Source organism: Nostoc sp. FACHB-190 (genome assembly GCF_014696905.1).
Taxonomy (GTDB): Bacteria; Cyanobacteriota; Cyanobacteriia; order Cyanobacteriales; family Nostocaceae; genus Nostoc_B.
The window spans coordinates 1-21,711 of the sequence record NZ_JACJQW010000038.1 but is presented as its reverse complement, the minus strand read 5'-3'; the positions used below and the strand labels follow the sequence as shown (position 1 = coordinate 21,711).

General features: G+C 38.5%; 23 protein-coding genes. 7 read left to right on the top strand and 16 right to left on the bottom strand.

Features of this window, described 5'->3' with window-relative positions:
• Positions 1 to 97: 97 nt before the first annotated feature.
• Complete coding sequence (locus H6G28_RS28810; protein WP_190676074.1) at positions 98 to 505, bottom strand: hypothetical protein; 408 nt, start codon at positions 503 to 505, stop codon at positions 98 to 100.
• Between the two features lie 620 nt (positions 506 to 1,125).
• Between H6G28_RS28810 and H6G28_RS28805 the strand changes: the two genes are divergently transcribed.
• Positions 1,126 to 2,019, top strand: coding sequence for a phytanoyl-CoA dioxygenase family protein (locus H6G28_RS28805; protein ID WP_190676072.1), 894 nt, complete (start codon positions 1,126 to 1,128; stop codon positions 2,017 to 2,019).
• Here the strand turns inward: H6G28_RS28805 and H6G28_RS28800 are convergent.
• Together H6G28_RS28800 and H6G28_RS28795 are read right to left on the bottom strand one after the other, a co-directional pair.
• Complete coding sequence (locus H6G28_RS28800) at positions 2,011 to 2,874, bottom strand: HIT family protein (protein ID WP_190676069.1); 864 nt, start codon at positions 2,872 to 2,874, stop codon at positions 2,011 to 2,013. The two genes, H6G28_RS28805 and H6G28_RS28800, sit on opposite strands and share 9 nt — an antisense overlap.
• Before the next feature lie 150 nt (positions 2,875 to 3,024).
• Positions 3,025 to 3,435, bottom strand: a complete 411-nt coding sequence (locus H6G28_RS28795) for a hypothetical protein (protein ID WP_242048450.1) — start codon at positions 3,433 to 3,435, stop codon at positions 3,025 to 3,027.
• 297 nt (positions 3,436 to 3,732) lie between these two features.
• On the opposite strand from H6G28_RS28795, the gene H6G28_RS28790 reads away from it, so the two are divergent.
• The gene (locus H6G28_RS28790; RefSeq protein ID WP_190676126.1) at positions 3,733 to 4,005 is read left to right on the top strand and encodes a hypothetical protein; all 273 of its coding nucleotides are present in this window, start codon (positions 3,733 to 3,735) and stop codon (positions 4,003 to 4,005) included.
• Positions 4,006 to 4,034: 29 nt separating this feature from the next.
• On the opposite strand, the gene speB is transcribed toward H6G28_RS28790, so the two are convergent.
• The 4 genes from speB to pyrG all read right to left on the bottom strand — a co-directional run bounded on the left by speB (position 4,035) and on the right by pyrG (position 7,693).
• Positions 4,035 to 5,072 carry an agmatinase SpeB gene (speB, locus tag H6G28_RS28785; RefSeq protein ID WP_190676066.1) on the bottom strand — a complete coding sequence of 346 codons (1,038 nt, stop codon included), beginning with the start codon at positions 5,070 to 5,072 and terminating at the stop codon, positions 4,035 to 4,037.
• Between the two features lie 61 nt (positions 5,073 to 5,133).
• On the bottom strand, positions 5,134 to 5,268 hold the full coding sequence (locus H6G28_RS37505; protein ID WP_277883264.1) for a hypothetical protein: 135 nt from the start codon (positions 5,266 to 5,268) through the stop codon (positions 5,134 to 5,136).
• A gap of 253 nt (positions 5,269 to 5,521) precedes the next feature.
• On the bottom strand, positions 5,522 to 5,944 hold the full coding sequence (locus H6G28_RS28780; protein WP_190592790.1) for a hypothetical protein: 423 nt from the start codon (positions 5,942 to 5,944) through the stop codon (positions 5,522 to 5,524).
• Between the two features lie 111 nt (positions 5,945 to 6,055).
• Positions 6,056 to 7,693 (bottom strand): CTP synthase, encoded by a 1,638-nt coding sequence (pyrG, locus tag H6G28_RS28775; RefSeq protein ID WP_190592789.1) that lies wholly within the window; start codon positions 7,691 to 7,693, stop codon positions 6,056 to 6,058.
• Between the two features lie 89 nt (positions 7,694 to 7,782).
• Between pyrG and H6G28_RS28770 the strand changes: the two genes are divergently transcribed.
• On the top strand, positions 7,783 to 9,618 hold the full coding sequence (locus H6G28_RS28770; protein WP_190676064.1) for an N-acetylmuramoyl-L-alanine amidase family protein: 1,836 nt from the start codon (positions 7,783 to 7,785) through the stop codon (positions 9,616 to 9,618).
• A 112-nt stretch (positions 9,619 to 9,730) separates the two neighbouring features.
• Here the strand turns inward: H6G28_RS28770 and crtC are convergent, their stop codons facing one another.
• The 3 genes from crtC to H6G28_RS37500 all read right to left on the bottom strand — a co-directional run bounded on the left by crtC (position 9,731) and on the right by H6G28_RS37500 (position 12,082).
• The gene (gene crtC, locus H6G28_RS28765) at positions 9,731 to 10,603 is read right to left on the bottom strand and encodes a cyanoexosortase C (protein WP_190676062.1); all 873 of its coding nucleotides are present in this window, start codon (positions 10,601 to 10,603) and stop codon (positions 9,731 to 9,733) included.
• Between the two features lie 37 nt (positions 10,604 to 10,640).
• The gene (locus tag H6G28_RS28760) at positions 10,641 to 11,249 is read right to left on the bottom strand and encodes a hypothetical protein (protein ID WP_190676060.1); all 609 of its coding nucleotides are present in this window, start codon (positions 11,247 to 11,249) and stop codon (positions 10,641 to 10,643) included.
• Positions 11,250 to 11,956: 707 nt separating this feature from the next.
• Entirely contained in the window at positions 11,957 to 12,082 is a 126-nt protein-coding gene (locus H6G28_RS37500) for a hypothetical protein (RefSeq protein ID WP_277877271.1), read from the bottom strand.
• An 18-nt stretch (positions 12,083 to 12,100) separates the two neighbouring features.
• Between H6G28_RS37500 and H6G28_RS28755 the strand changes: the two genes are divergently transcribed.
• The gene (locus H6G28_RS28755) at positions 12,101 to 12,775 is read left to right on the top strand and encodes an N-acetylmuramoyl-L-alanine amidase family protein (protein WP_190676058.1); all 675 of its coding nucleotides are present in this window, start codon (positions 12,101 to 12,103) and stop codon (positions 12,773 to 12,775) included.
• Positions 12,776 to 12,782: 7 nt separating this feature from the next.
• On the opposite strand, the gene H6G28_RS28750 is transcribed toward H6G28_RS28755, so the two are convergent.
• The 3 genes from H6G28_RS28750 to H6G28_RS28740 all read right to left on the bottom strand — a co-directional run bounded on the left by H6G28_RS28750 (position 12,783) and on the right by H6G28_RS28740 (position 15,751).
• A complete protein-coding gene (locus H6G28_RS28750; RefSeq protein WP_313950013.1) occupies positions 12,783 to 13,046 on the bottom strand; it encodes an element excision factor XisI family protein in 264 nt (87 codons plus the stop codon).
• Positions 13,047 to 13,297: 251 nt separating this feature from the next.
• Positions 13,298 to 13,996 carry a glycerol-3-phosphate 1-O-acyltransferase PlsY gene (gene plsY, locus H6G28_RS28745; protein ID WP_190592784.1) on the bottom strand — a complete coding sequence of 233 codons (699 nt, stop codon included), beginning with the start codon at positions 13,994 to 13,996 and terminating at the stop codon, positions 13,298 to 13,300.
• Positions 13,997 to 14,272: 276 nt separating this feature from the next.
• Positions 14,273 to 15,751: an amidohydrolase family protein gene (locus H6G28_RS28740; RefSeq protein ID WP_190676056.1), complete on the bottom strand. Its 1,479-nt coding sequence runs from the start codon at positions 15,749 to 15,751 to the stop codon at positions 14,273 to 14,275.
• A 270-nt stretch (positions 15,752 to 16,021) separates the two neighbouring features.
• On the opposite strand from H6G28_RS28740, the gene H6G28_RS28735 reads away from it, so the two are divergent.
• Entirely contained in the window at positions 16,022 to 16,816 is a 795-nt protein-coding gene (locus H6G28_RS28735) for an aspartyl/asparaginyl beta-hydroxylase domain-containing protein (RefSeq protein WP_190676054.1), read from the top strand.
• Between the two features lie 75 nt (positions 16,817 to 16,891).
• Here the strand turns inward: H6G28_RS28735 and H6G28_RS28730 are convergent, their stop codons facing one another.
• Entirely contained in the window at positions 16,892 to 17,869 is a 978-nt protein-coding gene (locus tag H6G28_RS28730) for a DUF4437 domain-containing protein (RefSeq protein WP_190676052.1), read from the bottom strand.
• Between the two features lie 58 nt (positions 17,870 to 17,927).
• Entirely contained in the window at positions 17,928 to 18,380 is a 453-nt protein-coding gene (locus H6G28_RS28725) for a hypothetical protein (RefSeq protein ID WP_190592780.1), read from the bottom strand.
• A gap of 145 nt (positions 18,381 to 18,525) precedes the next feature.
• Here H6G28_RS28725 and H6G28_RS28720 point away from each other — a divergent pair, with 145 nt between their 5' ends.
• Complete coding sequence (locus H6G28_RS28720; RefSeq protein ID WP_190676050.1) at positions 18,526 to 18,924, top strand: nuclear transport factor 2 family protein; 399 nt, start codon at positions 18,526 to 18,528, stop codon at positions 18,922 to 18,924.
• Between the two features lie 35 nt (positions 18,925 to 18,959).
• Here the strand turns inward: H6G28_RS28720 and H6G28_RS28715 are convergent, their stop codons facing one another.
• Complete coding sequence (locus tag H6G28_RS28715) at positions 18,960 to 19,436, bottom strand: hypothetical protein (protein WP_190592778.1); 477 nt, start codon at positions 19,434 to 19,436, stop codon at positions 18,960 to 18,962.
• A gap of 239 nt (positions 19,437 to 19,675) precedes the next feature.
• Here H6G28_RS28715 and H6G28_RS28710 point away from each other — a divergent pair, with 239 nt between their 5' ends.
• Positions 19,676 to 20,704 carry a 1-acyl-sn-glycerol-3-phosphate acyltransferase gene (locus tag H6G28_RS28710; protein ID WP_190676048.1) on the top strand — a complete coding sequence of 343 codons (1,029 nt, stop codon included), beginning with the start codon at positions 19,676 to 19,678 and terminating at the stop codon, positions 20,702 to 20,704.
• Positions 20,705 to 21,711 lie beyond the last annotated feature (1,007 nt).

The window sequence follows — 21,711 nt, the reverse complement described above, 5'->3', positions numbered from 1 at the left end:
TCAGCACACTATAACTAGTACAATCGGCGAAAATAAAGCACCCATTATAAATGCTCATTATAAAGGTTTATCCACTTCAGACTTCATGTTTTTTGTACTAGTTAATCAAATAACTGCGCCAAACGGGTTTAGATTCTTTACTGGTTTTATCGGGTAGCAGTAACCGCCAAGTTTTACCTTCTTGTTGAATTTGCAAGTAAAGTTCAAAAGGCTGTTGCAGTTGCTTTAACTGTCGCTGTGGTAGTTTGATAATTAAATCGTATTTTCCTTTGACACGGAAAGCAGGTAAATTTTTAATCGTCAGTGGCTTTTCTTCAGCAATTTTTAGCTGCTTAATTTCAAATCCCTGAAAATCTATATCTAATTTCTGGCTGAGGTCTTGTTTGGTTTGCTCTAGCTCAAGTGCGATCGCTTTCTCTACCAACTCACTTGTAGGCAGCAGTCCAATAGTACCACAAGCCGTTAACAACACCAGCAAAACCATTGCAACAAACAATCGCACCATCTTTAGTTATTCTACTCTCCAGGGCTAGTATAGCGGCATATATCTAAAATTTAGCTATTTACCAGCTTAAATAGCCATAATGTATTTAATTTTACCTGTCTAGTCCATGATTGCATCTTATTTATAACTAAAGTCATACATCCTCTTAGCATTAATTAAATATCTTGATGAAGAGTCTTATCCAGCTTTGGGTTCTGAGATATCTTTATTTCAGATCATCATAACTTTATAGATTTGTACATTTTTCGAGCTTGTGTAGGATAAGTATTATCAGGAAAATCAGTATTTATCTCGAATATATATCAATCCGATTTGATTTCTGAAAAAATTTTAGTATGTGTAGGGTGTGTTAGGCGTAAGCCGTAACGCACCGAAAACTTTGCTGTAGATGTCGTACTCTCGTCGATAACACATCCTACGTATTAGATTTTTGAGCAATCACATTTGATTCTTATATCTGATACCATTTCACTTTAAAAATGATACAGACATGAAAGCAGCGCCTCGACTTCGCTCGGCGACCGGAATCAGAGTTGCAGAGTAAGTGATTTGTATCAGTAATTTCGTGAATTGGTATGAGTTATCTGTAATTGTCATGCCATCAATTAACTAGAAAATATATGCACTTGCTATTACCTAAAATCCAAAAAAGAATCTTTAAAAAAATTTATCAATTTCCTTTTATAAAACATCAAAATGATGTTGCTTATCAGGAGGCAGTCAATCAACATCAACCCAATTTACCTACAATCTCAAAAGATGATTTAGAACTAGTTGACAAAATTCATCATGAAGGTGTTGTAATTACTTCTTTAGATGCTTTAGGAATTACACCTAATAATCAAATCCTGCAAACAGCCAAACATCTTTCTTCTCAAATAGAACCAGATATTAATAGTATTCATAATCAATATGTTATTCATGCCAGTCTACAACAAATCATGCAACATTCTGAAATTTTTTTATGGGGATTAGAACAACGTTTACTGAATATCACTGAGCATTATCTTGGCTTACCAGTCGCCTATCACGGTACATATTTTCGCCGAGATATCGCCAATAAATTAGAGCAAGGTTCCCGACGCTGGCATTTAGATCCCGAAGACCGCAAAGTATTAAAAATTATCATTTATGTTAATGATGTTTCTGAAAGTCAGGGGCCTTTTCAATATATACCCCTATCTTTTACAGAAAAGATAGTTCAATCTTTAAAATATACCTACGGCTATATTTCCAATCAAACAATGCAACAAATTATTCCACCAGATAATTATAAATCTTGTATAGGAAGTGCTGGTACAGTCATTTTTGCAGGGACAGGTAGCATTTTCCATAGAGGCAAACCCCCAGAAACTTCCGACAGATTCACGATATTCTTTGATTACACTTCTCGCCGAAAACGAGAGCTATTTTACATTAATAATACTTTGCCACGTCAAGATTTACTGCAACTCTCACAAAACCTGAATATGCGACAAAAACAATGTCTCTTTTGGCAAGATTACCTATTTTAAATTACTTTTTTTAGATATCACATTCCTAATACCAGTTTTAACACCCATATTATCACCTTGATAACGAGGTATGATATGAATACTGGCGTGCATAATATTTTGTCCAGCTTCTCGATTAATATTCATGCCTACATTAAAACCATCAGGTGTAAATTCTGTTTTGAGCATCTCTTGAACCTTGTTCACCATCCACCAACAAGCAGATTGTTCTTTAAATGGTAGTTCAAAATAATTACTTACATGGCGTTTAGGAATTACTAAAATATGACCTTTGCTTACAGGATAACCATCGAAGATTGCATAAGCTGTTGCTGATTCTGTTAATAGCTTTAAATTTTTATAGGGATTGCAGAATATACAATTATTCGAGGAATTTCTTTGGTAGTTATAGTGAGTATATTCATATACTTCTCGACTTTCATCTAAATAAATAGAATGAAATGGTAGCTTAACTATACATTGATAAGTTGGTTTTTTATGAACATAATGTTCTCTAAAACCTTGTTTTTTAATATCTCTTCTGACGACATAATAAGCTTTACCACCTGGTTTTAACAGATGAGATACTTCCATTAACACATTAGCTTGTTCTTCCGCAAACAAGACATTTAAGACATAAAAACAAATTATTGTATCAAATTTTCCATGAGGATAATCAGGTAAATAATAAGGATCATATCCTGTAATATCAAAACCTTGTTCGCGTAACAATTTCACATCGTTACCAAAACCACAGCCAAAGTCTAGTATTTTTCCTCGCAGGAGGTTTTGATTTAAGAGAAATTTTGCTGGAAATGACAGGTATGTTCTTTCTATGGCTGTAAGATGACTGAATTGATTTTTTTGCTGCTGCATGAAATGACGATTTTTAGGTCATTCCTGTCTTAGCACAACTAATCATCAAGTTGTTATTTAACTCACATCTTCAATAATCTTAAATAAGCAATAAAAAAGGATATGTAGCGTAAAATTACTTTACTATACATATCCTCTGCTTGACTTTATTTACTTAATAGCTAAAAGTTCTGAGACTACTGCATGTGCTAATACAACGCTCGGCTCACTTTGAAGCGCAGCATAGTATTTTCTCGCAAACTCATTACCAACCTCAGAAGGTACAATTAAACTGCGAGCATTGGCAATTAAATTCTGCACATCTTCTAGAGATATGGGTTGATCAGATGATAACGTTTCATCAATCTGCACCACTAATTCAGAAATTTTATGTAGCCAAGCAAATTGCTCATCTGAAATTACAAGTCGAAAGAGTTGATTAGTCGATACTCTGCCATGAACTTGCTCATAGTTGATGCGTTCTGTATCTAGTAACATCCGGTGAAGATGGAGTAATTTATTTCGCAATTCACGCAGATATTGATGTTGATTGATTCGTCCGAGAAGTGTGTTGACTGTCAATTTAATCTATCCTCTTGTTAAGATATTTTAAGGAGCTAAAGTACTAGAGCCGTAATTTGAGAATAGGTATAAAAGTTAAGATGAGTTAGATATTTAGGCTTAGACAGCAATCATCCTAGTTTTGTGAATTTAGAAGTTACTTTCTGCAAGCTGTCATGGAATTTACACTACTAGATATATTTCATATATGGTTCATCATAGATCAAATACCTGAAGCATAACAAATAGAGCTTACACTACTTTTATTTCGGGAAACCCTCGCTAAATTAAATAGGACGGTTTTTGTCAAGCTTGCAAATGAATATGGGAATAATCGAGCCTTACAGTAGCGGGTTTCTAGAAATTTTACCAGAGGGCGAATGCAGCGATTATTGGTTGATTGCAGGGATACACATCAATGGCGAAGTTTTCTGTCCGAGTCCACGCCTGTATCGTTCTGAAAGGGTCGCCCTAGCAAGAGCCGCACAACTTTATGATTGGATAGTTGACCATCAGCAGCAAATTGTTGCGGGAGATTACTTTTGCTCACAGTTGAATTTATCCCTGTGGTATCAACCAAAAGTATCATGATGTTTGCTGAAGTTTGATGGCAATATCCATTATCGTTGAGATAATTCCATGAAATTGGCTAGTTTATAGACTACTCTCGCACCTACGTTGCCATCCCACTCTGCATCACCCACTTCACAAACATCAAAGCCAATAATTTTTCTACCGCTATTGACTAGTTCACGGAGTATACAAAATGCTTGTTCTAGTTCCAAGCCGCCAGCCACAGGTGTACCTGTGTTGGGGCAAAGTTTTGGATCTAAACCATCGATATCAAAGCTAATGTAGACATATTCTGGCAAATGGTTGATAATTTCGCGGCATATCTCTATCCAGGTGATGCCAGCATAAAGTTTTTGCTTGATGACTGGGTCATAATAGGCAACAATGCGATTATGAGATTGATCAATCATCTGCACCTCATCATGGCTGATATCACGTAAACCTACCTGGACTAATTTAGAGATTTGCGGTAGTTTCACAGCGTTAAACATGATGGAAGCATGAGAAAATTCAAATCCTTCATAGGCATCGCGTAAGTCTGCATGTGCATCAATATGCAGAATGCCGTAGTTAGAATATTTAGTTGCCAGTGCTTGCAAATAACCTAATGGAGAACTGTGATCTCCACCAATAACTGCAACTTGCTTACCTTGATTGATGGCTGCTTGAGACTGGGTAAATAACCACTGATTTACTTGTTGAGAAGCGTGATTAATTTCTGTGAGGATGGGAGTTAAATCGGGTGTGTCTGTGAGGGGTTTAGCTTGTGCCAGTCTTTCGATGATTTGGGCTGCTAGGGTGCGGTAGTAATTGTTTTTTTCTAAAATATCTTGAGGAATTTCCACTAAGAAAATTCCCTGTTTCCAGCCATCTGGGTTGTCAAAGTCAAATAAATCTAGTTGTGTTGAGGCTTCGAGGATTCTTTGGGGGCCGTTGGCTGTACCTGCACCATAGGAAACGGTGACTTCCCAAGGTACAGCAAAGACAATTAAGTTGGCTGACTCGTAATCAAAGGGCAAACCAAAGAGGTTGCCATTAATTTCACCGACACCACTGGGATTATAGTCTGGGAGTGGGTTTGTCATCGATCGCCTGCTAGATTTACCTGGGTTGTCTGTATGTATTTTAGCGATCGCTCGGAATTATTCACCATTTTCTCCTGGCGTTCGTCAACAGCAGACTATCTTCACTATCATCTACTACCAGAATTTGCAAACCGTCTAAAGATTGGTCATTTTTTACATCATCTTGGAGATGTGAATCTTCGTAATTATTTGTCATGATCAGCTGTGCCTCCTTAGTTGGCCTTATCAATTACGGAGGATTTCCCGGTAGTAGTCAGCCGCAAACTGATACTACTGGGCAACTGTAATCAAGCTACCACGACATCACAACACAAACCAAAATAATCAACCCAAGAGACTGGAAATCTGGGGCTATACAAACAAAGCCTGCGATCGCAGGCTAATTATTGGCTGCTTCATATCGATTTGGGATGAGTGCTGTATTCTAAATACTGACGATTACTCTGGGATTAAGACAAAGAATATCCTGTGGTATTTTTGACAAACTGCAAAACTTTCAGATAAGAATCTGGATTATTGGAGGGGTTGATCACGATTGGGATAGTGCCATCTGGTAGCCAAAAAGTTATCCTGCCATTGGGTTCTTGACAGAAAGAACTAATGCAATGGAGGTTAACTACATATTCATTTTTGCCGTCGATAATTTTCACCCAGTGACCACTGTCTACTTCGACATCGGTGACTTGTTCGAGATATTTGAGAACTTTTTGATAGTCTTCTAAGTTATTTTGAGGATTAATGACAATTGGAATGGCGCTATCAGGCAACCAAAAAGTAACTCGGCCGTTCTGTTCATAGCAAAAAGCATTTACACGGTCAAAATTAATCACATATTCTTTCCTCTCGTAAAAGATTTTCATCCAGTACGGCACAACATCTCCTTAAGTCCAATGTGGAAAAATGATGCTAACCCTGTATAACAAAATATCTCTGTCCTAAGTCAATGTTGGTTTGGGTAAATTCACAACTCAAGTTTGAGTGGGTTAAGAAACCTCTACAGGTGTTTGTAGATTAGTCTTTGGGTATTTAAGAGCGATCGCAGCCTGCATAAATCCCTCAAATAAAGGATGAGGATTGCTAGGACGCGATTGAAACTCTGGGTGAAATTGACAAGCGATAAAGAACGGATGATTGGGAAATTCGACAATTTCCACTAAGCGGCCATCGGGAGAAGTACCACTAATCACATAGCCAGATTCTAACAATAGCTTACGATAAGCATTGTTGAATTCATATCTATGTCGGTGCCGTTCATAAATCACATCATCTTGATAAAGCTTCCCAGCTAAAGTATTGGGCAGAATGTGACAAGGATATAAACCCAAGCGCATTGTCCCGCCTAAATCAACTACGTCCTGCTGTTCTGGCAAGAGGTTAATGACTGGATTAGTCGTATCAGGGTCAAATTCAGCACTGTTAGCATCTGAAAAACCGCCGATATTTCTAGCCCATTCAATGACAGCACATTGCATTCCTAAGCATAAACCCAAAAATGGGATATGGTGATCGCGGGCATACTTGATAGCTGCAATTTTACCATCTACTCCCCGCGTTCCAAAACCACCAGGCACTAGTACACCGTCCACGCCTTCTAAATAATTTTCGGCTGGTTCTGTTTCTAAGATTTCTGAGTTGATCCATCGCAGGCGCAAATCAGCATGGGTAGCGATGGCTGCATGGCGTAAGGCTTCTACCACAGATAAATAAGCATCACTTAACCGCACATATTTACCGACAATGGCAATTTCCAAAGTCCGCTTCGGACTGTATAGCCGTTCTACCATTGTGCGCCACTGAGTTAAATCAGGTGTGCGTTGTTCCATTTGCAGCAATGCTAGTGCTTGTTCTGCCAAGCCTTCCCGTTCTAAAATCAGTGGTACTTCATAGATACTCAAGGCATCTTGAGAAGTAATCACACATTTTTCGGGTACATCACAGAATTCAGATAATTTTTGCTTTAATCCTGCGGGGATCGGGCGATCGCTCCGACAAACTAAAATATCTGGTTGAATGCCAATGGATCTCAGTTCCTTCACAGAATGCTGTGTTGGCTTGGTTTTCATTTCCCCAGCCGAAGCAATGTAAGGCAATAAAGTGACGTGCATATACAACACATTCTGCCGCCCCACTTGCTTCCGCAACTGGCGAATTGCTTCCATAAACGGCAGAGATTCAATATCTCCTACCGTACCACCAATTTCCGTAATTAACACATCAGGATTGGTGTCTTTAGCAACCAAAGTAATTCTGTCTTTAATTTCGTTGGTAATATGGGGAATTACCTGGACTGTGCCGCCATTGTAGTCACCGCGCCGTTCTCTGTTAATTACAGCTTGGTAAATTGAACCTGTCGTCACACTGTTAAAGCGTGACATTAAGGTATCGGTGAAGCGTTCGTAATGACCCAAATCTAAATCGGTTTCCGCCCCATCTTGGGTAACAAAAACTTCCCCATGCTGAAAAGGACTCATTGTACCGGGATCGATATTAATATAGGGGTCTAATTTTAAAATTGACACCGAATAATCCCGTGATTTGAGCAAACGTCCTAGACTTGCTGCTACAATTCCCTTGCCGATACTGGAAACTACACCTCCAGTTACGAAGATAAATTTAGTCATAGTAATTTTGTATTTCTCTCTTGCGCCTTCTCAAAATACATCCCGTAATTGTGCCATAGGCACTGTCATGAAATCTTCTGTGATTTGTTGTGAAAAAATTTCTCGCACTAGTCTTATTCGGCTTAATTGCTACCTCCTCTGTTGCATTAGCAGATTCATCTCTTATTGTTGTTTTTCCACCACCTAACCACCAAACCAGTACGGAAAAAATATTTTTTTTGGGTACAGCCCCAAATAATGGACAAGTACTAATTAATGGTAAGGTCGTTAACCGCAGTCAATCCGGGCATTTTGCTCCGAGTTTCCCGTTACAATTGGGAGAAAATCTTTTTACAGTCCGTCACAAAAATCAAACTGTTCAGATTAAAGTGACAAGGCAGGCAACTGCGCCTGTTGTCCCACAAGGCTTAGAATTTGCTCCAGGTTCTCTGACTCCAGCAGGGGATATTGCTAGACTACCAGGGGAACTAATTTGTTTCAGTGCGATCGCCCCATTTAATGCTAACGTCTCTGTAAACCTCGCTAATCAAACTGTTGCCCTAGCACCACAACCCCAACAAGTACAACTACCTAGTAATTTGGCAGCCCTGACGGGCAGAAACCAACCTACTTCTCAGCCAATTGCTGGCAAGTATGCGGGTTGCACAACGGTGCAGAAACCTGACTCTGAATCTTTAAGCCTACTTTACGGTAACAACATCATTTCTGCTGCTATTGTCCCAGATGCTAATCAAGAGATAGATTTAGGTCAACCTCAGTTTAAACTGACGTTGAATGGTCAGACAATTACTCAACCAGGAACTGGCAAAATAGCAATTTTCTCCCCAACGCAGTTACCTGTTGCTGAAGTGATAGTAGATGCAGGTGTAGCCCGCACTGGCCCCAGCACCGATTATTCCCGGCTGACACCACTACCGAAAGGAACACAAGCTACAGTCACAGGGAAAGAAGGTGAGTGGTTGCGCTTGGACTACGGTGCTTGGATTAATAGCAAGGAGACTCGCATTTTACCGGGGGCAATTCCGCCACGCACAATTATTCGGAGTGTCGGATATCGCAGGCTGATGGATGCTACAGAGATAGTTTTTCCCTTACAATTTCCTGTACCTGTGAGTGTGCAGCAAAGTGATCAGACTTTGACTCTGATACTTTACAATACCACTGCCCAAACAGATATTATTCGTTTGGATGATGACCCTGTAATTTCTCGCCTTGATTGGCAGCAGCTGATTCCGGGACAGGTGCAGTACACCTTTAACCTCAAACAATCGCAACAGTGGGGATATCAACTGAGATATGAAGGAACTACCCTGGTTTTAGCTTTACGTCATCCGCCTGCCCTGGAAAATCGGCGAAGTAAGCCTTTATCTGGTATGAAGATTCTACTTGATCCGGGGCATGGTGGTAAAGAATCTGGTGCATCTGGCCCGACTGGATATTTAGAAAAAGATGTGAATTTGGCAGTGGCGAAGTTGCTGCGCGGGAATTTGGTCGAACTTGGTGCAACAGTGGTGATGACAAGAGATGTTGACAAAGATGTGTCTTTACCAGCGCGTCAAGCAATTATCACTCAAGAAAAACCTGCGATCGCACTTTCCATTCATTACAATTCTTTACCCGATGACGGCGATGCGGAAAATACCAAAGGAGTTGGGATGTTTTGGTATCATCCCCAAGCTCATAACTTAGCAGTATTCATGCACAACTATCTAGTTAAAAAACTCAATAGACCTTCTTACGGTGTTTTTTGGAATAACTTGGCCTTAACTCGACCAGCCGCCGCACCATCAATACTCATGGAATTAGGTTTTATGAGTAATCCCAATGAATTTGAATGGGTGACAAATTCTCAAGAACAGCAAAAATTAGCCAAAGCTTTAAGCGAGGGAATTGTTGAGTGGTTTAACAGTGTTAAACAGAAATAAGACTTACGCACCAAGATTTTATGTAGAGACTGGGTGTATAGGGTTAAGGGTAAAGGGGTGTAAGGGTTTTGCATACCTACACCCTTACACCCATTCTTGAAAGACGTAAGTCCTAATTACTGCTATGAGATTTGCGAGCAAAATCTAGTAAACGCATTTGCATTAACAGATAATAAAATGCGGTAAACATAGCTAAAGAAAAAATTTGTCCGCCCCAGCCACTATGCCAAAAATCAAATGATTGCCCATCCCAATAAGCAACGGAAATTGCCAGCAATGTAATGCGGGCAGTGTTGAAGACAAAAGCAATCACACATCCCAATAAACTTATGATTAATATCTGCCGGCTTTTTAGTCTGTAAGCCATACCTATTAACAGACTAGTCATCAACATCAACACCATCAAATCAAATCCGTTACAACCCCATCCTATATTGACGCTACCTGTAGGCAAGTTTACCCATGTTCCATCTATGTTGCTGGGATAACCCATAGTGTGAAGTGCTAAATTAACACTCCAAGCTTGAATTTGATCCATTGTTCTTTCGGGAGTCAACGCTTGCCATATATATCCCGGTAAAACATTAATGCCAGGATAGATACTGAAAATGATTAAAAAAGTTGGGCGTAGATAGTATTTAAAGAACTTGATTCCCCAAGTGCTAATCACAATACCGACGAAGATACTTAACCAGACTAATGCTTGTTTCCACCCTTTATCCAGACTGAATGGGAAAAATAAAATTCCACATCCTATCAAAATATGACCTAATCTTCTCTGAATATTGGTAGCCCTGAATCTCACAATTTTAGCTTTATTTTGCCATAAATCTTGTAATGCTAAATAAACGGCAGTAATAGTTAATAATGGAAATGTACTACCACCAATTAAAAACTGTACTAGCGTTTTTAACCAAAAAAATAAGTAATAGTAAAAACCCACAATCAAACCACACCAAACAATGAGATTATGTTTTTTACTCATATTGATAACTATTGACTTTCACAGGTAATCAATTCATCTATTGCATCTTTATTTGCTTCTGCTCTTGGCGATGTTTGCGAATTAACCCTACTCCAAAAGCAGTTAATCCTGGTATTAATAAGGGAACAGGAACTTCTTTATAGTTAGATGGGTGCTTTGGATCTTTTGGTGTGTGTATATTTGAGTCGCCTGTATTTATTGGTATCGGATGATGTGGGTGATTTGCGTCATCGTTAGACGGGTGGTTTGTACCGTTTGGCGTGTGTATATTTGAGCCGCCTGTATTTATTGGTATCGGATGATGTGGGTGATTTGCGTCATCGTTAGACGGGTGATTTGTACCGTTTGGTGTGTGTCTACCTGAACCACCTAGATTTGTTTGTATTGGACGATTTGGGTTATTGGCATAGGTAGCATCATCAATTAAATTTTGGCTTCTGGGACGCTTAGAATGTGTATTCCATGTAGGCCAGGGTATAAACCCTAAAAGCCATTGAATTTCTAAAGACTTTGAACCTCTTGAACTGCTTTGTTCAGTTTGGTTTGCACTTTTTTGAGCTAGTGCATTATCTGGGGTAACAGATATCATACCTGTAGCGATCAATGTAGCGATCGCCATACTTGCATATACAGTTTTAACTTTCATAAATTATTCTTCTCCTAACAAATGTTGACAGGATGAATCTCTGCAATTGGTGATAATTGCAGTAGTGATATACCAGCTATAATTCATCCATCTGATTGGGAAAATTCCTAGTTGGCAATTATTTTAATCAGGAACAAAAAATATTCCTTGATTATACTTAGGTGCTAATTCATAAAGAAAATATTAAGGAAATTCAAATAATTACTAGTATTGGGTTCCTGGGAATAAATACTTAATTTAAACCCTTACTAGATGATTACTGAACTTGAGTTTACGAATTAGCTCTGACTTTATGGATGAATTTTAACTCCGCAAAGTTTCTACATCATAAGTCAAGTCTAAAGTATTTTGGGTAATGTTTATTTGTTTTTTACTAACACTTCAACATTTCTCTACAAATTTTTACTTAAATATGAATGAAAGTTCATCCATCTGTAGATATAAGGTGATACCCATTCTCTAGAGATACTTTTGTATATGCTAATAGTTAACTCTTTAGTCAAGCAATTATTAGCTTATCATCAATCAATGCTGATATTTGCTAACTACTACAACCATCAATTTTATTGAGAAAACTTTTATAAATTACCAGTATACTGAGTAGCAGCTTGCTGAACTTGCTCAATTAATAAACTTAAAGCTTCTGCTATCTGTTATACAGTTAAAACCATTGCTAACAGTCGGGTTACTGTTGCTAATCAGGCTTCTTACTTTGCTTCTTCTCTGGTTTTACCAGGAATTGTGGGATTAACCGGAGTAATTGCTGTATTTGGTACTGTACTAGGTGTATTATTGGGAGTACGATCGCCTTTGGTATTTATATAGGTTGGCAAGCCATAACCGGAAATGAAGTGAAATTCATCCCACTACTGATAGGATTAGTAGTTTTAAATTCTCTCACCAATTCTCCCGTCACTTGGGCGCAAGATAAAACTCCAAATCTAGCTAATTTTTCTGTTGAAAAGCCCTTATCTGGAATCAAAATTTTACTCAATGCTGGACATGGTGGTAAAGAATTGGGCGCAGTCGGGGCTACTGGTTTGTTAGCAAAAGATTTGAATTTGCAAGTAACCAAGCTATTGCGAGATGAATTAGCGCGGCGGGGTGCAATTGTGGTGATGACTAGGGAAGATGATCGAGACTTATCCCTGGTAGAACGTCAGAAAATTATAGAGCAAGAATCACCTGCGATCGCTCTTACTTTTCACTATCGCTCCCTCCCAGATGATGGTGATGCGGAAAATACCAGGGGTGTCAGTACATATTGGTATCATCCCCAAGCCCATAGTCTAGCTGTCTTACTACACAACCGCTTAGTTAATGATTTGGGTAGGCCTTCTTATGGTTTGTATTGGCAAAATTTAGCACTGACTCGTCCCCATACTGCACCATCAGTATTATTGGAATTAGGTTTTATGAGTAACCCTGACGACTTTGAGGAGGCGACAAATCCCCAGGAACAGAAGAAGTTAGTCAAAACTTTAGCAGAGGGTATTACTGAGTGGTTGAGAAGCGTTAAACCCTAAAATGCTGTCAAGAAACTACAGCAAAATTTGTATACTGTCTCATCTTCGGCTCATGAAATGCTAAAACAATCTCTTCTTTGGGAACACCAGCACGCAGCAAATCAGTTGCAATACAGTTTTCCGTCCAATCTTCTTCGATGCAGAACTTATCATCACGAATCCGCACATAGACAGTCATAGCAGAAATGCGTTCCCTACAGGGGTTGCCGCAGGCATCGCCATTTTGCCAACCAAGATTCATCCAAATGTAATGAGCCTTTGATTCGTCCACAATTAAAAATCTCTGGCAGACGTTTCATTGTTAGTACAACTATCTCACTGGTTCTAGCTTAAAATCCATTCCCTCTCACCTAGAAGTGTTTTAGATTTTCTTTACGAATCAGCTCTAAATGTTCTCACGTAGAGGCACAAAGGCACAGAGAGAATGAAAAGTTTTTAATTACCCAACATCATCAAGTAGGCTTTGTTGGGTTCCACTTTGTTTCACTCAACCTACATTTCTCCTGCTATTACCATCAAGCATTAAACAGTTTGTTCTGTGTTTTCTGTTTTTTCGGTTTCTGTAACTACCTGCTGTCCAATTTTGGGTTCAGTTCCCGCTAAAAGGCGCTCTATATTACTGCGGTGGCGAATAATTACATAAAAACCGCCAAGAATACTAAATAAAATATAAGGTAATGGTTGGTGGAAAACTAACATCAAAATAGAAACAGCGATCGCACCAGAAATTGAACTTAAGGATACAATTCGAGAAATAGCAACAACAATGGCAAATACTCCCAAAGTTGCCAAACCAACTTGCCAACTCATCGCCAATAATATCCCTAAACTGGTAGCCACAGATTTACCACCAGTAAAGCCCAGAAATATTGATTTACTGTGTCCCAAAATTGCAGCTAAACCCGCTAATATCACCATCCAGGGTTGCCATAATTGCAAATCTACGGTTTTGGGAATCAAGTTGGAAGTAGCGGCAAAATTCAAGAAAGCGTAAACTAAAGCGATCGCTAATACTCCTTTTAAGCAATCAACTCCTAAAACAAACGCTCCCGGCCCTTTACCCAAGGTTCTTAATACATTCGTCGCCCCTGTTGAACCAGAACCCACTTCTCGAATATCAATACCTGTTAGCTGCTTCACCGCAATATAGCCAGTGGGAAAGGAACCCAGTAAGTAAGCCACTACGAAAATCGCTGCACACAAACTTAACCAAATAGCCATAAACCATCCACACAAGAGTCCGTAGTCAATAGTTTAAACAATTGTGTCCTTGATAATGCGATCGGCCGGGTGGGGTTCTTTAGTTTTAGTCAGTTCAGTTAAGAGAATAGTAGGTTGGGTGTAGCGATAGCGTAACCCAACATTCTCAATACTCTGTTGGGTTCCGTTCCTCCACCCAACCTACACCAGAATTGCTTTTTAGTCTTAACTGAACTTTATTGGATTATGATTAGGACTGACGCATAAAGGTTGTCTATTAAATTTCTGCTGTTGAATTTATCCCAATATAGAGCGTTTTAAATAACTCCCAGTCGGTAAACCTACAACCTGTCCGTTGTGATAAATCAAATTTCCTCGCAAAAAAGTACTCTTCACCCTTGCGGTTAACTCCATACCCTCAAATGGTGTGTAACCTTGTTGTGATTCTGACTCAGCCGCACGTACCACAAAACTTTCGTCAGGGTTTACTAACACCAAGTCTGCATCATAACCAATTGCAATATCTCCTTTTTGCAATACACCAAAGCGCCGCGATGGGTTCCAAGATAGCAATTTAGCAACCTGGTTGTAAGACATTCCCCGCTTACTACCTTCACTTATTACACCCGAAAGTAGATATTCTGTACCGCCAAAACCAGACTTGGCTAACCAAATATTATTCGGGTCTTTCGCACTACGTTTTTGTTCCGCAGAACAACAAGCATGGTCACTCACTATCCAATCTACTTGATTATCTAATACCGCTTGCCATAAATATTCCACATCAGCACGGGGACGAATTGGCGGGTTAACTTTTGCCCAAGTACCATTAGGACTATCAACATCTAATAGTAAATGTCCTACTGTCACTTCTCGCCGAAAATTAATATGAGGAAAAGCAGTTTGCATCGTCAACGCTGCTTCCATTGCTTTGCGCGAACTCAGATGTAATAAATTGATATTTGCACAGTTAGTTTCATGTGCTAAATAAGCAGCAATACAAATTGCTAAACCTTCAGAATGAGGCGGACGTGCTGCACTATAAGCAGATAGTCCAGTCAGGTTAGAATCATTGGCGACTATTTTGGTATAAGCGTTGAGAATTTCGGCAACTTCGCAATGCAAACTTAAGCTAATAGTATCTCGTGCTGTGGGATATTCTTCCATCAAACGAGTTATCCCACGCATGATAAATTCAAAATGGGCAAAGTCGTAGCGTTCTTCTTGATTAATCATCAAAAACAAGTTTTGCTGGTCTGACAAACCATGCAACCCATAACCGCCATAAAACATGAAAATTTTAAATGAAGATACCCCATGTTCTGTAAACAATAAAGGTATTTCGTCGATATGTCGGCTGGCTATGGGTGCAACGTGATAGCTATAATCAACAAAAAAATTACCTGCGGATAATGCCAATACTTCAGGAAAAAAATCCTGGTAAGAACCGCCTTTATTCAGATAATATTGTCCAGTGCGAATGTAATTTAAACTAGTTGTGACTCCCCCCATTGCGGCGGCTTTACTTTCTGTGACTGCATCTTGATTGAGGGGTTGATAAATACCAATGTGCATGTGAGCATCCACAACCCCCGGAAAGCCGAGTAAATTTTTAGCATCGAAGATTTCTTTGGTTTGTGTGGCGCTAATATTAGGGGCAATTTCCACAAATTGACCATCTTTAATGCCTAAATCCAGTAGTTCGACTGCATCCTGATGAGGGCGAACAACTCGCACATTTTTAATAACTTTATCTAATAAGGGAGGTTCAGACACAGTAGACCTCAGACTAAAATAAGTATATCAGCTTAAATTCTGGCTGGTTTAACCAGAAATTTTTATATATTACTGGAACCTCGGCTAAAAACTCTGATTATGTAATAGTTTTTAGTAAGTATTCAGAATAAAGAATACAAAAGTAAGAAGTGATCACATTTGGATAACTTGTAGTTTGAGGCTACGAGAACCTCTGTCTAGTAAAACCTTTACTTATCAATGATTCTGAATTCTGACATCTTTTATTCAATTAACTTCAGGATAAAAACAATGGCAACTTTTAATGAATATCATCTCGACCCCCAGCAATTTCCGTTTCTCCAAAGTCTTCAAGATGAATGGCAAGTCATTAGGGATGATTTCACGCGCTTTAGGCAGCAGGCATCAACTGAAGAGTTAAAATTTGCTTACGATGTTTTGGGGCCTAAGAGTAAAACAATTAAAACCAAAGGTGATTCAAAATATAGTGCCTTTGGAATTTTATTTCAAGGGTTATTTATTGAAGAATATATTCAATTACATCAAATCCAATATCCAGATTATGCCACAGAGGAGGCAGCAGCAAAAGCTTTAAGCTTAAGAAAGAAATATTTCCCAAATTTGGCGAAGGCTATTGAAAAAGTTAACTTTGGTGAAGATAATATCCTGAGAAATGTTTATTTTGGGACATTTCATCCAGGCTTAGATATCAAGCTGCATGTTAACTATAACCCACACATGAATCGCGGTTATTTGGGCTTGATTGTGCCGGAGGGTGATGTGGCTATGAAAATTTGCTATGACCAGCTTTATTGGAATGAAGGTAAGTTTTTGATTTTAGATCATAGCTATCCCCACTGTCCACACAATTATACTGATTATGATCGAACTGTTTTGGTTGTAGACTTTTTTAAGCCAGAAAAACCTAGAGTAGAAGTCAGAGAATTTGAACAAGAACAAGTTACACAACGTATGCAAGATAATCCTTACAGTTTAGGTGTGTTTGGTAAGAGTGATCAGGCAACAGTCGAAGATTTTATCAAGTATGGTTTAGCTCATCAATTAGAATGGGATAAGGCTTTGTAAGTGGAATTAATTCACAGGCAAATGTCAAATAGATTGTTAATTTTAAATTTTAGACTTTTGCCTGTCATTGACTATTTACTTGTGCTGATTCAGTGCAGACTGAAGACGTGCATCGTCTTGCTGAGTAATATCTGGGTTATGCAGTATCCAATAACAATCTAAGCGATCGCTCGTCCGAAATAACAGTAGTGCGCCACTTTCTGTCCAGAATGGGCCGTGGGGAACATGGGCAGGTCGCCAATAATAACCATCTTTGCACATTGCTGCATAACGTCTATTAAATGGATCATCGCTCATTGACCAATGTCCCAGTACATCTCCACTGATGACATAAGCTTCTTCGGTAGTGGGATGACCTGCATAAAAGTTACCTTCTATCCACATTGGTACTAAGCCAAGAACCCAGGTGGCGCGTCCAGTTTTTTTGTTGGTATACAAACTTTTACGCGCTGAACCAGGCGGTAAGAAAGTTGTGCTTTCCCATTTCATGGCGTGGAGTTCTTGCAATGGTACATACTCAGCCATGCGTGGGTGCGTCTGCATATTCCCGTGGTATAAAGAAGTGGCAGGAATTTGCTCTAGGCTGGCATAGTCTTCTGTAATATAAGTGGGGGTAGCATCTGGCATCCACAACAGAATTGTGTCTTCTTCGGTTTTCCAAGGGCCTGTAGGCATACCAGCCGGGATATATGAATAACTGAGATTGCGAAGTTTAAATCCACCTTGGCAAAGTGTACCTGTCAGGACGAAAAGTTCTACATCTGTGGTGAAATGACCAATAGGTGCATTCCAACCTTGTTTGAGGATGACTCGTTGTGTAGATTCACCAGTACTGTCGTTGGTGGATAAAATCTGAGTTGTACCATATTCAGCAGTGACAAAGTTTTTTACCTCAAACAACACTTGCGGGAAGTTAATCACTGAGTTGAGTGATTCTTCTGTTTCAATATGTTTGCGTCCTGTCCCAGTTTGATTACTTGTGTCTATCTGTGGAAGGTTCACATTTTGATGTTGTAAATATGAACTTTTATTATCTTCGTATGCTTGCACCATATTTATTTCTGACATCCATTGTATTGATGAGTTACAAAAGTTAGATTTAGTTAAAAAACTAATGACGAGTATAGGCACGTTCAAATTTAGTTTTTAATTGCTGTGCTGCAAAGGCTAAGATTATTGCTAATAAACCACCCACTACAGCTACAGGTTTAACCCAAGAGTTATCTGTAAGTATAGCTAAAGCTGCAAGTGCGATCGCTACTCCAATGAAAATTTGTTTGCTGAAGTTTGTTACCCGATAAACTTGATTGCAAGAACTACAAATTTGAGTATGTTGGGATAATCTATCTAAAGTCAGCGAATTTTCCTGTAACTCATCGCTATGAAAGTTTTTCTCTGAGTCATAACCTTGATAAAATGGCAATCCTTGACCAAATTTATCTAACCATTTGCGATACTCAACTACTAATGTGTCGGAAGTTTTGAGTGGTAAATAAATTTCTTTGAGACTTTTTCCTAAACGCTCAATTTGTCTTTTTTGCTCGACAACAATGTTAATTAACATTTAGGAGAGATATTAAAATATAAAAATTTTAATATCTCTCGCTAGAGAATGATGACTTTATACATCAAGTCTGAATAAGACGTTTTTATGTGAGATAACAAATATAGTTTAGAGTTAATGCTGAGTGTATAACTAGTTGAGAACAATGAAACAAGACCCTGCAAATACATTAAAAGTTGCTCACCAAGCATTTGAAAATTTTATATACGGTCTAGCGACGGGAGAATGGCAAAAGTTTCTCGATATGCTGACAGAAGATTTTACTTTATGGTTTCCGATGGGTAAGTTTCATGGTTTGAATGAGGGGAAAGAACGCGCCCAAGAGTTTTTTCAATATGTCTCAGAATCTTTTGGTTCGGGAATTACCTTAACTGCGGTTGACCGTGTTACGAGTAATGATCAAACAGTCGTTTTTGAGTTCCGTGACGAAGGTCTATTATTAGGAAAACCTTACAAAAATCGTGTTGCTGTGTCTTTTGATGTGCGCGGCGATAAAATTTGTGCTTATCGAGAATATTTTGGCAGTGATGGGAAATCTTATTAATTAGTCAAGAGTTAATAACCTATATATAAATAGTGTTAATTGCGTTCTTTTAATTCTTGACATTTAGCCTCGGCGGCTTGATAAGCTGCTAAATATTCTTTACCTCCTAACATTACATCACCGTAGTATTCATAAGGTGTTGTGCCGTAAATTGGTAAGGGATCATCTTCGGGATAATCTTCTTTTGATTCTTCGATGATGGCTTTGAGTTGTTTAGCATTTAAACTTTGTGCGGCAAAATACCAAAGTTCTTGGTTAGCTTTACTGATGTGGGGTAAGTTGGGGTCAATGATGCGTGTGATTGCATCTTCCCCAGAGGTATCATTTAATTCAATCCAACCATGTTCCACAGGGCGATATGGTTTACCAGCATACACTAAGAAACCTTGAACATAAATTGCCCCCTCTGTTGCTAATGCTGCTTTATAAGCATTATCAAAAGTTTTATTTGCTTTACTTTTAATGCGTTTAGCAATTGCTAACGAAAAAGTTTCATCCAATACTTTATTCATTTACAGAGGAAATTTCAGTGCGTACTTATATTATTGTATCACTGGCGTAGACTGGATTGAATTAATTTAAATATCAGGCGATCGCTCTTTGTCTTCACAAAAATACTACTAACTACAAATATTGCTAAACTTCAGCAACAAATGTCAATTATTTTACATCTACAGCAGGATGTCTAGCTTAAATTTCAGAACTTAAAATACATACTTAAGTATACCGTTGTCTAATCCGCATAACCACCGTGATTAATCAACAATCCGAGAATGTCTTTCACCAAACGCTAGAAACATCTTCCGATAAAAGCTATAAATTTAGTTGGTTTGATTGGGTTTGTCTGTGGTATCCGCCAGGATGGTTAGTTTTGTTTAACCGTCACTGGCAACATTATCATAGTGACCCAGATGGTTGGAATTGGTTGGAGTATATATTATTTCTGATACCTGGCGGGTTTTATTTAGCACTAATAATTCGATGGTTGCGCTTGGGTTGTCGTCCTCCCAGAAAAGAAGTTGGAGAATTTAACCCCAAATATCAGCAAGCTTTTCGGCAAGAAATTTTAGCCCCAATTGTGAAATATTATTTTCAGGGAGAACTGCAACACATTGAGCATTTACCGCCAACAGGGCCAATGATTGTGGCGATGAATCATGCGGGGATGTGTTTCCCTTGGGATTTTCTGACTTTGGGTTATTTATTGAGTGAGACACGGGAATGGGTAGTGCAACCCTTAGCCAATGTCTCTTTATTTGAACATCCTTGGATGATTTGGTGGCTACCATCCCAATGGTCGCAGGTATTAGGTGCAGTGCGAGCAGAAATTCATAACTTCGAGACAGCGATCGCAGATGGTAGAATTTTACTGTATGCACCAGAAGGCATACGCGGGCCTGGTAAAGGTTGGCAGAAACGCTATCAACTGCAAAAATTCGATATCAGCTTTATTCAGTTGAGCGATCGTTATCAAATTCCGATTATGCCAGTAATTTGCATCGGTAGCGAATCTTTACACCCTTGGACTGTTAATAGTAAAAAGTTACAACGCATCATCAAACTACCATTTTTACCCATATCACCATTAATGTTTATCTTGCTATTATTTCCCTCAATGGGAGTTTGGGCAATGAAAACACGCTTACAATACTTTATTCAACCCTTAGAACAGCAGATTCATACAAGTAAAGACCGTGCTGATATTTATCAAAAAGCTCAACTATTGAGAAATAAATTGCAAACTCAAGTTACTCGAATGTTGAATAATGTAAACTCGTAGAAATACTCAAATTACTTCTCAAGCTTATCTAAGTATAATTTGGGAGTCAAAAGTCAGAATTCAAGATGACTTTTGACAAAGTTATGGATGAATCAGTTCTGCAATACCAAACTCAATTTTAAATTAGCAGTCTACAAATAAGTGCGATGCTTGGCCACAGGCTCTTATTCTGATTTCTTCCTTTATTCTTCAACAAGAATATTGCCTAAAATGTTGAATATATCTGCATAAATTAGAAACCATTGAAAGGGTAAATGTAACTGAAATTTATTGTTAAATCTAATTCCTAGCTTCATAGTATAGGACTGATATTTGATTTGGGAAAAAAATCAGTACACTCAGATCAGTCTTCTTTCCTACTCCCGACTCCCCATTCCCTATTCCCTACCTACACAAATAAATTCAGAAATCAAACCGGATTCCTATAGTTCTTGTTGATTTACCTTAGAAGTCAGAATTGTAAATCATCAATAAATCCGCAATCCCATAGATTAAAAGTTTGCCAATTTGTCTTGATGTAGCAATTTTTTTTGAACATTTGGGTATAAACACTGCATATATATATAAATACATAAAAAATCTTCTTTTCATTCCTGAAATTAAAGTTCTGATAAAAAATAAAGAAACTTATAGACTCTTAGGAACTTGCTGTGCCAAGTTATATCTATCAATCACTGAGAAGAACAATTCAGAGATTGACTTTAGGTGCATCTTCCATTGAACTCGCTAGCAAGTAGAAATTGCTGTTAGATAACTCAGTGAGCTAACCCAGGATTGAATACTGACTAATTTGCAGGAATCGATTAGCTTTCGCAAAGCAATTTATAGGCTTAGTGCGTAATGGCTTCAAAATCTACTTTTGAAGGAGAGTTTCTGCGGCCAAGTGTTTTTATGAAACTTTTTAGATGCGAAAAGGAGAATTAAAAAAAGTGACACAAATGAAATCAAAAAAACTCATAGGTTACATAACCTGTGGCGTATCATCATTAGCAGTAGTCATGGCAGGA

What these genes read in the sequence shown, in the direction of transcription:
- H6G28_RS28810 (WP_190676074.1), bottom strand. Translation starts at nt 505, where the DNA reads ATGGTGCGATTGTTTGTTGCAATGGTTTTGCTGGTGTTGTTAACGGCT.
- H6G28_RS28805 (WP_190676072.1), top strand. Translation starts at nt 1,126, where the DNA reads ATGCACTTGCTATTACCTAAAATCCAAAAAAGAATCTTTAAAAAAATT.
- H6G28_RS28800 (WP_190676069.1), bottom strand. Translation starts at nt 2,874, where the DNA reads ATGCAGCAGCAAAAAAATCAATTCAGTCATCTTACAGCCATAGAAAGA.
- H6G28_RS28790 (WP_190676126.1), top strand. Translation starts at nt 3,733, where the DNA reads ATGAATATGGGAATAATCGAGCCTTACAGTAGCGGGTTTCTAGAAATT.
- speB (WP_190676066.1), bottom strand. Translation starts at nt 5,072, where the DNA reads ATGACAAACCCACTCCCAGACTATAATCCCAGTGGTGTCGGTGAAATT.
- H6G28_RS37505 (WP_277883264.1), bottom strand. Translation starts at nt 5,268, where the DNA reads ATGACAAATAATTACGAAGATTCACATCTCCAAGATGATGTAAAAAAT.
- pyrG (WP_190592789.1), bottom strand. Translation starts at nt 7,693, where the DNA reads ATGACTAAATTTATCTTCGTAACTGGAGGTGTAGTTTCCAGTATCGGC.
- crtC (WP_190676062.1), bottom strand. Translation starts at nt 10,603, where the DNA reads ATGAGTAAAAAACATAATCTCATTGTTTGGTGTGGTTTGATTGTGGGT.
- H6G28_RS28760 (WP_190676060.1), bottom strand. Translation starts at nt 11,249, where the DNA reads ATGAAAGTTAAAACTGTATATGCAAGTATGGCGATCGCTACATTGATC.
- plsY (WP_190592784.1), bottom strand. Translation starts at nt 13,996, where the DNA reads ATGGCTATTTGGTTAAGTTTGTGTGCAGCGATTTTCGTAGTGGCTTAC.
- H6G28_RS28735 (WP_190676054.1), top strand. Translation starts at nt 16,022, where the DNA reads ATGGCAACTTTTAATGAATATCATCTCGACCCCCAGCAATTTCCGTTT.
- H6G28_RS28730 (WP_190676052.1), bottom strand. Translation starts at nt 17,869, where the DNA reads ATGGTGCAAGCATACGAAGATAATAAAAGTTCATATTTACAACATCAA.
- H6G28_RS28725 (WP_190592780.1), bottom strand. Translation starts at nt 18,380, where the DNA reads ATGTTAATTAACATTGTTGTCGAGCAAAAAAGACAAATTGAGCGTTTA.
- H6G28_RS28720 (WP_190676050.1), top strand. Translation starts at nt 18,526, where the DNA reads ATGAAACAAGACCCTGCAAATACATTAAAAGTTGCTCACCAAGCATTT.
- H6G28_RS28715 (WP_190592778.1), bottom strand. Translation starts at nt 19,436, where the DNA reads ATGAATAAAGTATTGGATGAAACTTTTTCGTTAGCAATTGCTAAACGC.